Genomic DNA, 12262 nt, shown 5'->3' with positions numbered 1-12262 from the left:
GAGAAATACATCAGCCTATAAACCGTTTAGCTGACACAGAGTTTTGAACACCCTCCAGCAATTTCAATACGACCTCTTTAATGTAACTTACCTTGGACAGGGTGTGACTTAACATCCATTTCTTCCAAGGCGTGCGTCAATACAAAATGGTAAACAATCTGTTCTCGGCCCTGAATGTCAGCAATCAAATCAAAATTGAATTCGCCCCCTTCACCCAGGGAAATCCTCACAGAAGATATATGCTCAGGCTCGATAAACAGCTCAGCAACTGGTCTTTTCCCACGCATTACCTGGACCAGTTTGGTACGCGTATCCTCAGAGGCAAAACGCCAGTGGTAATCGTCATCATCGTAAATCACTGAATCGCTGCTGCCAGCTCTGACAATACAATTCGTATGTTCAGCCAACCAGGGCCAAAATTCGCTGAAGGGCATAGAGTTTCTCATCAGGGCGCTAGTCATCCAACTCCAGCACATCACCTTCGAGCGCAAACTCTTCGGCAATTTGCTGGCACCATCGGTTTAATCGCTCGGCTGTCATCTCTTCCTGCTGATCCTCGTCTATAGCCAGGCCAACAAACTTCGCCTCGCCTGCCACTTCAGCTTTGGAAGCCTCAAATTCATAGCCCTCTATGGGCCAATGGCCGATGACGGCAGCACCTCGCTCAACGATCACGTCGTTCAGCATCCCCATTGCATCTAGGAAATAATCACCGTAACCAAACTGATCCCCCAAACCAAACAGAGCAACAGTCTTACCGGTAAAATCAATTTCCTGCACCTCCTCCCAAAACTCTTCCCAGTCAGATTGAATCTGGCCGAAGTCCCAGGTCGGTATACCGAAGATCAACTGCTGGAAATTGGCAATATCCAATTGGGTGACATCGGCGATATCGAACAGGTCTACCTTGTCTTCACCAAGGCGGGCGCGGATACGCAAAGCTACAGACTCGGTATTTCCCTCGTCGCTGCCATAGAACAAGCCGATTTTACTCACTGTTACCCCTCTCCGCCCGATCCGGGCCACTACATACGCATTTACAAGGCGGCGTATTCTCCCAGCAATATCCGGGCGCAGCAAGTTACCAAGGGTAATCAGGGGTAATAGGAAGAAGATAAAGAAAAATGCCCCCGGGGCAGCGGGGGCTAAGGATTATGAACCTACCGGGCCTTGGGGAAGGGTGCACCCGGTGGATCGCACAAGGAGTCTTGGGTTGGGGGGCTAGGACTCAGTATCCTGGCTCGAAGAACGCTCTTCACGCCTTTTCATACGACTTTCTTGACGCTCACTCTTTAATTGCTCTAACTTGGCTTTCTGTTCATCAGTCAGAATCGCCTTAAACTGCTCCCGCATCTTTTTGTGGTTCGCCATCTCCTGAACCTTCAGCTTGCCGAACTCTTCACTCAGCTGATCCAGCGTTGCCTGGTCAGCTCCTGACTCAATCGCTGTACTAATTTGCTTGCGCAGCTCGATCAGTTGCTTGCGCTGTGCCATTCTCGCTTCGCGGGTGCTCTCCCGGTTGGCTTTCAATTGCGCTTGCTGGCCTTCAGTTAGCTCCAACTGGCGCATCATATGGTCAAATCCACGCCCCTGGTGTCCCTCACCGCCGCCAAAAGCCATTGCCGTAAGGGGGGCAACCAAAACACCCGCCAGCGTCAAACTTCCCAGTACCTGCTTCCAGTATTTCATCCCTTTGTCCTCTTGCTTGCGTTTAGTCATTGCATAGTAAGCCCGGCTTGTGTAAACGGGGGCAAACACCGGTAAACATTTGTTAAGAACGGTTAAAAGCTTCATCGTGGGCAGTAATCAGCGCCAACGCTTTGCATATAATGGCCACACAGCAACTGAGAGAACGCCATGAGCCGCATCCTTCTAATTGACGACGACACCGAACTCACCGACCTGTTAAAGGAGTACCTCACTGGAGAGGGCTTTGATGTAACCGCCGCCAATGACGGAGGACGTGGGCTAGAACTGGCACAGAGTCAAAGCTTTGATGCTCTGGTACTGGATGTGATGCTGCCGGTCCACAACGGTTTTGAAGTTCTTCGCAAACTGCGCGAAGAGGCCTGCTCTCTCCCCGTCCTCATGCTCACAGCAAAGGGCGATACTGTAGACCGCATTGTCGGCCTGGAAATGGGGGCAGACGATTACCTGCCCAAACCCTGCAATCCCAGGGAGCTGGCCGCGAGACTGCGCGCTGTCCTGCGCCGCGGCAGAGTGGAAAACGAACAAGGTGATGACAGTTTGACCAGCGGGCAAATACGACTGCTGCCTGCGGAACATCAGGGCTATTGGAACAATCAGGCTCTGGCCCTGACCGGCGCCGAGTTTGCTGTGCTCAAAGTGCTGATGCAGCATGCCGGTGAAGTTGTTGGCAAAGAGGTTCTCACAGAGAGTGCCCTAGGGCGCAAACTGATGCCCTACGACCGCTCAATTGATGTCCACGTCAGCAATATTCGCAAAAAGCTTGCAGATAAAGGCGCCAGTCGCGACCTCATTATCAATATTCGAGGCGCCGGCTATATGCTCACCCAAAGTAAACAGTAGGTTTTTCCACGATGCGCAGTATTTTCTGGAAGATTTTTTTCGGTGCCTGGATTACCGCCATGGTGATGGTCGTGGCCGCCATTTACATCACTCACTTTGGTGAGTTTGGCGATCCCAGGCAGGAGGAACGCTGGGAGGGCCCCGCCCTGTTTCGCGAAGTGATGCGCAACATGCGGATCACGCGTCGCCACGGCCCCGAACAGTTCCAGCACTGGCTCGAAAATGCGCCGAAAAAAGTTAAACGTCGGGTCTACGCGGTGGACCAACAGGGAAATGACATCCTTGGCCGACCGGTGCCTTCCAGCATGAAACCCTTGATCGAAAGCCTCGACTACCGCAATCGTGAAGCGCACAAGCTTATCAATAAGAAACCGACCGTGGGCTTTTTCCTTCCCCTGCGCACCGGTGACCCCCTGCGTATCGTTTTGGTTGCCGGCGATAGTAAGGAAGGCCTGCTACTGCGTTTTCTATGGCGTAATTTCTGGCCCATGCTGCTGCTATCGATGATCGCCTCCGGCGTCGCGTGCTACTGGCTGGCCCGCTACCTGAGCCGCCCTCTCGATCAATTGCGTGCAGCCACCAAGCGTGTGGCTGCGGGGGAGTTGGACTATCGCGTCACCCCGTCGCTAAAATCCCGCAATGATGAACTGACCGATCTGGCACTAGATTTCGACTCAATGACCGCCCAGCTTCAGGGGTCAATGTCGGAACAACGCCGCCTGATCAAAGATGTCTCCCACGAATTGCGCTCGCCCCTTGCGCGCCTGCAAGTCGCACTCGCCATTGCCCGGCAGAAGCACGTGCAAGGACTCGATACCGAGCTAGACAAGATCGGCAAGGCCGCCGACTACCTGGAAGATATTATCGCCGACGTGCTCTCACTCCCTATCAGCACCCAGGAGCAGCGCCCCCTGGATGATGTTGTGGAAGCCAATAGTTTGATTGACGCGCTGGCCGAAGACCTGCATAACGAAGCGACAGACAAAAACCTGCAGATTATTGTGAACTCCGAGGGAGAAGAATTACTCGTGGCAACACGGGGCAGCTCCCTGACCGCCGCACTGGAAAATATCCTGCGCAACGCGATCAAGTACAGCCCCGAGGGTGGTCAGGTGAGCGTTTCCATTCAGGCATCGACTGACCGCTGTACAATATCGGTGGTCGATACCGGTGCTGGCGTAGCTGATGAAGAGTTGCAAGCAATTTTCCGTCCCTTCTACCGAACCGATAGCGCGCGCACCCGAGAAAGTGGCGGCATCGGCCTAGGGCTTGCCATTGCCCAGCGAACCATTCTCCACCACGGAGGCAGCATCAGTGCGCAAAACAGCGCAGAAGCGGGACTCTGTGTCGAGATAAAGCTGCCACTGCTACATATCACTGACGATTAAGCGGCACAGCAGCTAATATAACCATCTCTACCGCCATGAATTAACTGGCGGTAGATTTTCGGCACCTGCAATTAGCAAAGGAACCCGCTATGCGCTGGATTATTTACATCCTGATTGTTCTCGCACTTCTCCTGCTCGCGGGTTACCTGTTTCCCCGAGAGGTCACGGTTTATCGCAGTATATTTATCGACAAACCACCGCATACGGTCTTTCCCTACCTCAACAACTTTCACAAGTTCAACGAGTGGTCCCCTTGGCGAAATATCGATCCTTCCGTACTTTACGAGTACAGCGGGCCCCAAGAAGGTATCGGTGCCAAAATGACTTGGCGCGGAGAGAATTCCGAAGCTGGAAGCGGCAGCCAGACAATTTTTGCCAGCAAGAAAGACTCGGTAGTGGCAACCAAGCTTGAGTTTGGTGACGGCAGCCAGGCAACTGCGGAATTCCAGCTGGAACCAAAAGATGGCGGCACCCAGATTACCTGGAGCTTCCACAGCGACACGGGTGGCGGCCCTCGAGAGCGCTGGATGGGCCTGGCAGTGAAAAAAATGGTGGGCGAGTCCTACGAGCAAGGACTGGAAAAACTGAAAAACCTGGTGGAAACCGCCCCTGAAAACAGCCCCTCCTCCAATTCGGCTTCAGGTATTCCCTCCGATGTAGATGACGCAATGGGTGGTGGCCCACAGGGTGTGCAATCTGAGCTGCGCGACCAGGATACCGAGGAGGCCGGCGAGACACCGGAAAACGAACAATAACTGTCAGGCAAAAAATCCAGCAAAAAAAAGCCCGCATCAGCGGGCTTTTTTCATTCTAAGTCAGTTTCGGCCGGCTTCGCCGTGCCGCGGGCGCTGGCGACTTTCTCAATTTCCTGCGCTGGCGCTCCAGGGTTTGCTTTTCGCCCTGGGTCAACGGGCGCTGTCCCAGTTTTGGCATTCCCGCAGTAACACAGAGATCATCGATTTCACGGGGTTCCATCTCGATCCACTGACCTACACGCACATGGGAAGGAATAAAGACACTGCCGTAACGCACCCGTTTCAGGCGGCTGACTCTCACTCCTTGAGATTCCCACAGACGGCGTACCTCACGGTTCCTGCCTTCCATTACCACACAATAGAACCAGCGATTCCTGCCCTCACCGCCGCTCTCCACAATATCAGTGAAGCGAGCCGACCCCTCGTCGAGCAACACCCCTTTGAGCAGACGCCGTTTCATCTCATCATCTACGTCGCCCTGAATGCGCACCAGATACTCCCGATCGATCACCGAGGATGGATGCATCAACTTGTTCGCCAACTCACCGCTATTGGTAAACAGAAGCAGGCCACTGGTATTGAAATCCAGCCTCCCGACAGAAATCCATCGACCTGTTTTTAACCGGGGCAAGCGATCGTATACCGTGGGGCGCCCCTCAGGGTCATGCCGGGAACAAATTTCGCCTACCGGCTTATTGTAAAGCATTACCCGGCATCGATTTGCCTCTGCTGAGGGCAGACGCTTACCATCGAACTCAATATGATCCGCGTCGGTTACCCGCTCTCCGAGTTCCGCCACTTTGCCATTTAGGGTCACGCGGCCTGCATCGATCGCGCGCTCCATTTCACGCCGCGAACCCAAGCCCGTACGCGCCAATACTTTCTGTAACTTTTCGCCTGCTGGCGGGGTACCATCACTCATAAGGTGGTGTTTTCCACTTGTACTACTTCTTTGGAATCTTCATCGACATCAGTACTCCCTGCCGCCGGCTCCTCGGCGGAATTGTCGACCGTGTCGCCTTCGGCAAACATACTGCTGGGAGGCAGTGTCGCCGCCAGAGAGGCCTCGCTCTCTTCCTCTACCTGCAGCGACTCTGCGCTGCTTTCAATTTCACTTTCTCCACTGTAATCAGTGCCAGCATTCGGCTCAACCAACTCTGCAGAGTCACTCTCTGCCAATTGCCGCTCAACCTGAGTTACTGCAACTTCCACCGGGTCTTCCTCTTCTGCGAGTTCACCCGCTTCTGTTTCAGTCCCAATACCTATGTCGGCCACTACCTCTTCACTCAACTCCAGCGGGTCTCCTTCAGGTAAGTCTGACGCCACTGCCTCAGCCTCAATTACATCCGCCAGAGACGCCACCAAAGCATCATCCACTTCATCATCACTTTCTGATAATGACTCAGCGGGGGAAGCTTCAGTTTCACTCGCTAAATCTGGCGCTGCCTGCCCCCTCGAATCGGCCTCAGCATCTGGGGCCCCAACAGAAGGCGCTGCCTGCTCTGCGGGCAATCCCTCCTGCTCCAGGATTTGATTGAAACTCTCGATATCCCGAATCTCCGCCAAAGTCGGCAAGCCATCCAGGGTGCTCAAATTAAAGTAATCGAGAAACTCACGCGTTGTGGCATAAAGGGACGGTTTCCCCGGCACATCCCGCTGCCCCACTACCTTGATCCAACCCCGCTCCAATAGGGTCCTAACAATCTGGGAACTCACTGCAACGCCGCGAATCTCCTCGATATCACCGCGAGTCACCGGCTGGCGATAGGCAATAATGGCGAGGGTTTCCAAGGTTGCGCGAGAATATCGCTGCGCTTTTTCTTCCCAGAGACGATTGACCCATGGAGCCAGGTCTTCAGGTACCTGAAAGCGCCAGCCGCTTGCAACCTTTTTCAACTCGAATCCGCGCCCCGCACAGTTCTGGGCAATCTCTTCGAGCACGTCTCTCAAAGTGGTCTTGGTTGGCTGCTCAGCTTCGTCCAGCAAAGACAGTAACTTATCTTCACTGAGAGGCTGACCCGCAGCCAACAGGGCCCCTTCGACAATTTTGCGCAGTAATTCCGGAGCGATTGTCATTTTCTAATAACTTCTAACTCAGATAAGTTGTCTGGCGATTCCTAGGTATCCGCCAAAACCTCTTCTACCGGACCCGCAACTTCATCTTCCAGGTCCGCCAGTTCATTTTCGGTGTCGCTTTCATCAGCCTGCGTAGCAGCTCGCACATGAATGGAACCAAAGGCTTCATTCTGCACCAACTCCACCAGGGACTCTTTGACCAACTCCATCACCGCCAAAAAAGTAACCACAACACCCAGCCGCCCCTCATCAACCGTAAAAAGACTGACAAAAGGCACAAACTGACCGTGACGTATTCTATCCAATACCTGGGTCATTCGCTCCCGTGTGGACAACCTCTCTCGCTCAACTTGGTGGCTTTCAAACATATCTGCACGCCGCAGTACATCAGCCAGGGCCACCAGTACTTCTTTCAAGTCCACATCCGGGTCAGGGCGCATGATACTGCGGTCGGGGCTCTCGGCGCTGGCCTGGTGAATGTCCCGACCAACACGGGGGATCTCATCCAAGTCTTCAGCCGCAGCCTTAAAGCGCTCATACTCTTGTAGGCGACGAATCAAAGCAGCGCGAGGGTCCTCACCCTCCTCTTCTTCAGAAGCTGGCGGTCGCGGCAACAACATGCGCGACTTGATTTCCGCCAACATGGCTGCCATTACCAAGTACTCAGCCGCCAACTCAAAGCGAATTGCCGTCATCATATCCACATACGACATGTATTGGTGGGTGATGTCCGCAACGTTGATTTCGAGAATATCCAGGTTTTGGCGTCGAATCAGATACAGAAGCAGATCCAGAGGCCCTTCAAAGGCTTCCAAAACAACTTCAAGGGCATCCGGCGGAATAAAGAGATCCTGAGGAAGGTCGTTAAAGATTTCGCCCTGTACCAAGGCGAGAGGGGGATCCTCGTCAACTGAGTCCTGGCTCTGCAAGACCTGCTCGCCAGCCAGAACAGAAGCCTCGCCATCGCTCGCTGCAACTTCAGCCAGCACCTGCTCCTCGACCTCTGCTAGTAACTCTCCACTGGACACCCTAGCCCACCCTCAAAAGTGCAAACGCGCGATTATACACGAGCGCCGCGGCTTTCAGCCGAGTATTTCGTCAGTTGCACCACATCCTTGACGAACAAGTTGAGGCTCATCACCAGTGAGATCCAAAACCGTGGTCGCTTCCACCCCACAGAATCCACCGTCAATCACCAGCTCTACCTGATGTTCCAGTGTGTCGCGAATATCGTAAGGCTCAGTCAGCGGTTGCTCTTCACCGGGCATAATCAGACTGCAGCTCATCAGTGGCTCGCCCAATTCTTCAATCAATGCCAGGGTAATCGCATTGTCCGGCACTCGGATACCGATTGTTTTGCGCTTTGGGTGAATCAGCCTGCGCGGCACCTCTGCCGTCGCCGGCATAATAAAGGTATAGGGGCCCGGTGTATGATTCTTCAACAGCCGGAACATCTGGTTGTCCACTTTGGCGTAAGTTGCCAACTCAGATAAGTCCCGGCACATCAATGTGAAGTTGTGCTGCTTGTCCAGCTGGCGCATTGCACGAATACGCTCAACAGCCAGCTTTTCCCCCAGTCGGCAGCCAATGGCATAGGCGGAATCTGTGGGAAAAACAATAACGCCGCCTTGGGCAACGATCTCTGCGGCCTGACTGATCAGGCGCCCTTGAGGATTATCCGGATGAATCTGAAAAAACTGCGCCACAAAGCCCCCCAAAAGCCTTTACCGAATGAAAACAACTTACGGTGAATAACACTGCTACCCATTCTCAAACTTTGGCAGCAGCCCCTGATTCCGCCCCGGCAAATCAGGGTAGCGAAGTCTGACTCCGCTGTTCCCGGTGCAGAGTGTGCCACAGATTCCACACCGGCTCGACGTCTGTTGGCAGCCAAACACATCCCAGTTCCCGCCAGGGCTGTTCTGGCTGGTGGAAATCGCTGCCTAAAGAGCAGTGCGGTGGCGGCTTTCCAGCCGTTTCAGCTGCCGCGAGCAATAGGTTTCTCAACTCCCGGGTCTGTACCGGATTTTGACGCCCACAAAGCAATTCCACAGCATCGCCACCCTCTTCGAGAAAAGCCCCCAGCAAGCGTAATAGCTGCGTGCGGGTTAATCCGTATTTGAGAGGATGAGCCAGTACTGCTGAACCTCCGGCGGCGTGAATGGTCTCGATGGTCTCGGCCATCTGCGGCCATTCCACTCGCACATCCCCCACTTTGCCAGCTCCCAAATAGCGTTTGAAGGCCCGCGACATATCCTCTACATGTCCAGCTTCCACCAACCAGCGCGCAAAGTGCGGCCTGCCGAGCACCGCCTCTCCCGCCTGGGCGCGGCCGCCCTCCAGCGCACCGTGAAAACCACGTTTTTCCAATTGCCCGGCTATACGCTCTGCCCGCTCCTGGCGCAAGTGTTCTCGCAAAACGATCGCTTGGCGCAATGATTCTGACTGGGGGTCTACGTTGAGTCCCACGACATGCACTGAGCGGCGACCCCAGAGGCTGGAGAACTCAATCCCAGCCACTACATCAATGCCCAGTCGGTCACCAGTTCGCTGAGCCTCAGCTATCCCGCCGACTGTATCGTGATCGGTTAGAGCAAATAGAGACACTCCTCGAGATTTCGCTCTCGACACCAGCTGCTCAGGACTTAAAATACCGTCAGACGCGGTACTGTGGCTGTGCAGATCCACTAGATCTGTCTTCAAATCAGCTGAAAGGGTCTTAAACAACAGGCTCTCACTCAGTTTGACGATGGAAAAGGTCGCTGTATCTGTCTTTTTTGGAACATTCGCCCAGTGTTACTGTCAATGTGGCACCCGGCGTTTTCAGGGATAAGGCCCGGAATCTGCAGTCAGCCGTAGGCGACGCACCGGGACCAAAGTCTGACAGCAGTTTTGTCAGCGAGGAATTGAAACCGGCAGTCAATAATTTTTGACGCTCTATCAATTACCAGCGGGCATTATCACCGGAATTGAGTATGACCGAAACGAATTCGACCTCCCCAGCTCCAGAAAAACCGCAGAAGGAAGGCTTTCTCGGTAATTTAGCATTCAATGTCATCATTCCGACATTGATACTGACCAAGCTCTCCGGTGACGAGTGGCTGGGTACTACCTGGGCTCTGATAGTCGCCCTGGCTTTTCCCCTGGGCTATGGACTTCGCGACCTGTTGCGCCTGGGCAAAGTTAACTTTTTCTCAGCGCTCGGCATCATTGGCATTCTGCTCACCGGGGGCATCAGCCTGCTGGAGCTGGACCCACAATATATCGCGATCAAAGAAGCGGCCATCCCAGGCTTGCTGGGTCTGGCAACTGCAATATCGGTCTACACCCGCTGGCCCCTGGTAAAAACTCTGCTCTACAACGATAAAATTCTCAACACGTCAAAAATTGCGCAGACCTTAAAGACAAACGGTAACCAGCTGGCCTTTGACCGCACCTTGCGACAGACTTCGTGGATTGTGGCCGGTTCTTTCTTTTTTTCTTCAGCACTGAACTACATCCTCGCTAAAATGATCGTCACCAGCCCTCCAGGCACTGAAGCCTACAACACGGAACTGGGCGAAATGACAGCGCTGGGCTATCTGGTTATCGCAGTGCCCTCTGCCCTGATATTGATGGCCGCACTCTTTTTCCTTTTCTCCCGTATCGGCAAACTGACGGGCCTGAAGCTGGAAGAAGTCATGGTTGCCCAATAGTTACTCTCCATAAAAACCAACAAGAGCATTAATGACAATGTGGTACGCAATCATCAGTGAAGATGTTAGCGATAGTCTCCCGTTACGCAAAAAAGCACGTGCAGATCACCTGGCCCGGCTCAACCACCTCAAAGATGAGGGGCGACTTCTGGCTGCCGGTCCAAACCCGAGTATCGACAGTGAAGAACCCGGTGAAGCTGGTTTTAGCGGCAGTCTGGTGATCGCAGAATTTCCCTCACTGGAAGAAGCCAAAGCCTGGGCAGACAGCGACCCTTATATTGAAGCCGGGGTTTACGCATCGGTTACAGTTAAGCCCTACAAGCTCGTACTGCCCTGATAAGAACTCTAATAGAAAGCTGTATCACAATGAAAAGATTACTGTCCGGCCTGTTCGCTGTGGCGCTGTTAAATTCAGCGCCCGCAACCCTTGCCGCCGAGACCCGCTACATCACCGATCAGCTCCACGTTCCTATGCGCTCCGGCAAAGGCGGCGAGTTTCGGATTTTGCACCGGGGCCTGGCCAGCGGCACAGAACTCACCCTGCTTGAGGATGCAACCTCTGAAGGCTGGGCAAAAGTGCGCACGCCCGGTGGTTCAGAGGGTTGGATCAGAAGCCAATATCTAGTTCAAGAGCCCGTGGCAAAGCTAAAACTGGCAACAGCGGAAGCAAACCTGGCGCGCTTTGAAAAAATGGAGGGCAACCTAGGAGGAGAAGTTCGCCGCCTCGAGACAGAAAACAGCCAGTTGAGTGGCGACCTGACCTCAGCACAACAGCAGAGCCAGGTATTGGCTACAGAGCTCAAGAGCCTAAAGTCACTGTCTTCCGAGGCGATTTCACTCAACGAACGCCACCAAAAACTCCTGCATCAACACGAACTACTGAAACAGGAAAAAAGCATGGCAGAGGCGGAGATCCAGCGCCTCTCCGGCAGCGAAACCCACAAGTGGTATCTTTACGGCGCCATTTCTGTCGCGCTGGGCGCCATTCTCGCGATGATTGCCCCGCATTTGCGCCCGCGCAAACGCAATTCTGAATGGGCCAACTGATCTCCCTCACCACGGCAAGAATCGCTTACTATACGGCTGCGGGTGCACCTTTGTTGCACCCAGCAGACCACCATATCCCGAGCCGCATAAATACCCCTGTACTGCACACTAGTACGGCCACACGCCCACTTTTACCAGACATTCAAAGGACTAGGATGATGCGCAAGTTACTCACTTTTCTTTTCTGCACCCTGCTCAGCCTGCCGCTATTTGCCCAAAACCCTCAGGTAGAGCTGAAAACCGACTTGGGCGTTATCCGTATCGAACTGTTCTCCAAGCAGGCCCCAATCACCGTAGAAAACTTTCTCGCCTACACCGATAACGGCTTCTACGACGGAATCATATTCCACCGGGTGGTGCCGGGGTTTGTGGTTCAGGCAGGTGGTTTCACCTTTGACTTCCAGAAGAAAGAAACACGCGACGCCATCACCAATGAGTCAGCCAACGGCCTGCAAAATCTGCGCGGCACTCTGTCCATGGCGCGCACCAATCAGCCCGATAGCGCCACTTCACAGTTTTTTATTAACCTGATAGATAATACCCGGCTCGATGCCAGTGAGGACAAACCCGGCTATGCCGTTTTTGGCAAGGTCATAGAGGGCATGGATGTGGTTGAAAAAATCGTACAGAAGCCCCGCGGTATTTATCGCAAGCACCCCAGTGCCCCCAATGTCCCCATCCGCATCCTGTCTGCCAAACAAATTACTGCCGACAGCAACCCAGTTGCTGATACCAGCAAGGGAGAATGAGC

The 12262-nt window shown here is 53.8% G+C and carries 15 protein-coding genes; 7 read left to right on the top strand and 8 right to left on the bottom strand.

What is annotated here, in order from left to right; translation table 11 throughout:
* Nucleotides 1-77 precede the first annotated feature (77 nt).
* From MO867_RS12010 to MO867_RS12000, 3 genes are all read right to left on the bottom strand, one after another.
* On the bottom strand, nt 78-434 hold the full coding sequence (locus tag MO867_RS12010) for a hypothetical protein (protein WP_252467360.1): 357 nt from the start codon (nt 432-434) through the stop codon (nt 78-80).
* 19 nt (nt 435-453) lie between these two features.
* A complete protein-coding gene (locus tag MO867_RS12005; RefSeq protein WP_252467358.1) occupies nt 454-996 on the bottom strand; it encodes a flavodoxin in 543 nt (180 codons plus the stop codon).
* 225 nt (nt 997-1221) lie between these two features.
* Nucleotides 1222-1719 (bottom strand): Spy/CpxP family protein refolding chaperone, encoded by a 498-nt coding sequence (locus tag MO867_RS12000; RefSeq protein WP_252467356.1) that lies wholly within the window; start codon nt 1717-1719, stop codon nt 1222-1224.
* Between the two features lie 138 nt (nt 1720-1857).
* On the opposite strand from MO867_RS12000, the gene MO867_RS11995 reads away from it, so the two are divergent.
* From MO867_RS11995 to MO867_RS11985, 3 genes are all read left to right on the top strand, one after another.
* The gene (locus MO867_RS11995) at nt 1858-2550 is read left to right on the top strand and encodes a response regulator transcription factor (RefSeq protein ID WP_252467354.1); all 693 of its coding nucleotides are present in this window, start codon (nt 1858-1860) and stop codon (nt 2548-2550) included.
* 11 nt (nt 2551-2561) lie between these two features.
* The gene (locus MO867_RS11990; protein WP_252467341.1) at nt 2562-3938 is read left to right on the top strand and encodes an ATP-binding protein; all 1377 of its coding nucleotides are present in this window, start codon (nt 2562-2564) and stop codon (nt 3936-3938) included.
* Nucleotides 3939-4027: 89 nt separating this feature from the next.
* A complete protein-coding gene (locus MO867_RS11985) occupies nt 4028-4693 on the top strand; it encodes an SRPBCC family protein (protein WP_252467339.1) in 666 nt (221 codons plus the stop codon).
* Between the two features lie 55 nt (nt 4694-4748).
* Here MO867_RS11985 and rluB read toward each other — a convergent pair whose 3' ends face one another.
* The 5 genes from rluB to MO867_RS11960 form a co-directional block, all read right to left on the bottom strand.
* The gene (gene rluB, locus MO867_RS11980) at nt 4749-5615 is read right to left on the bottom strand and encodes a 23S rRNA pseudouridine(2605) synthase RluB (protein WP_252467329.1); all 867 of its coding nucleotides are present in this window, start codon (nt 5613-5615) and stop codon (nt 4749-4751) included.
* The gene (scpB, locus tag MO867_RS11975; RefSeq protein WP_252467327.1) at nt 5612-6769 is read right to left on the bottom strand and encodes an SMC-Scp complex subunit ScpB; all 1158 of its coding nucleotides are present in this window, start codon (nt 6767-6769) and stop codon (nt 5612-5614) included. The genes rluB and scpB overlap by 4 nt, the downstream gene beginning before the upstream one ends.
* Before the next feature lie 41 nt (nt 6770-6810).
* On the bottom strand, nt 6811-7716 hold the full coding sequence (locus MO867_RS11970; RefSeq protein ID WP_252467375.1) for a segregation and condensation protein A: 906 nt from the start codon (nt 7714-7716) through the stop codon (nt 6811-6813).
* Nucleotides 7717-7851: 135 nt separating this feature from the next.
* The gene (locus MO867_RS11965; protein ID WP_252467325.1) at nt 7852-8475 is read right to left on the bottom strand and encodes an L-threonylcarbamoyladenylate synthase; all 624 of its coding nucleotides are present in this window, start codon (nt 8473-8475) and stop codon (nt 7852-7854) included.
* A gap of 103 nt (nt 8476-8578) precedes the next feature.
* Entirely contained in the window at nt 8579-9496 is a 918-nt protein-coding gene (locus MO867_RS11960; RefSeq protein WP_252467323.1) for a PHP domain-containing protein, read from the bottom strand.
* Nucleotides 9497-9744: 248 nt separating this feature from the next.
* Here MO867_RS11960 and MO867_RS11955 point away from each other — a divergent pair, with 248 nt between their 5' ends.
* The 4 genes from MO867_RS11955 (at nt 9745) to MO867_RS11940 (ending at nt 12260) form a co-directional block, all read left to right on the top strand.
* Nucleotides 9745-10464: a VC0807 family protein gene (locus MO867_RS11955; protein ID WP_252467321.1), complete on the top strand. Its 720-nt coding sequence runs from the start codon at nt 9745-9747 to the stop codon at nt 10462-10464.
* Nucleotides 10465-10501: 37 nt separating this feature from the next.
* Nucleotides 10502-10801 (top strand): YciI family protein, encoded by a 300-nt coding sequence (locus MO867_RS11950; RefSeq protein WP_252467373.1) that lies wholly within the window; start codon nt 10502-10504, stop codon nt 10799-10801.
* A 29-nt stretch (nt 10802-10830) separates the two neighbouring features.
* The gene (locus MO867_RS11945) at nt 10831-11511 is read left to right on the top strand and encodes a TIGR04211 family SH3 domain-containing protein (RefSeq protein WP_252467319.1); all 681 of its coding nucleotides are present in this window, start codon (nt 10831-10833) and stop codon (nt 11509-11511) included.
* Nucleotides 11512-11669: 158 nt separating this feature from the next.
* On the top strand, nt 11670-12260 hold the full coding sequence (locus MO867_RS11940; protein WP_252467317.1) for a peptidylprolyl isomerase: 591 nt from the start codon (nt 11670-11672) through the stop codon (nt 12258-12260).
* Nucleotides 12261-12262 lie beyond the last annotated feature (2 nt).

Origin of the sequence: Microbulbifer okhotskensis (assembly GCF_023895975.1) — a bacterium.
Taxonomy (GTDB): Bacteria; Pseudomonadota; Gammaproteobacteria; order Pseudomonadales; family Cellvibrionaceae; genus Microbulbifer; species Microbulbifer okhotskensis.
The sequence above is the reverse complement of the archived record's forward strand: the minus strand, read 5'-3'. Positions and strand labels throughout refer to the sequence as shown.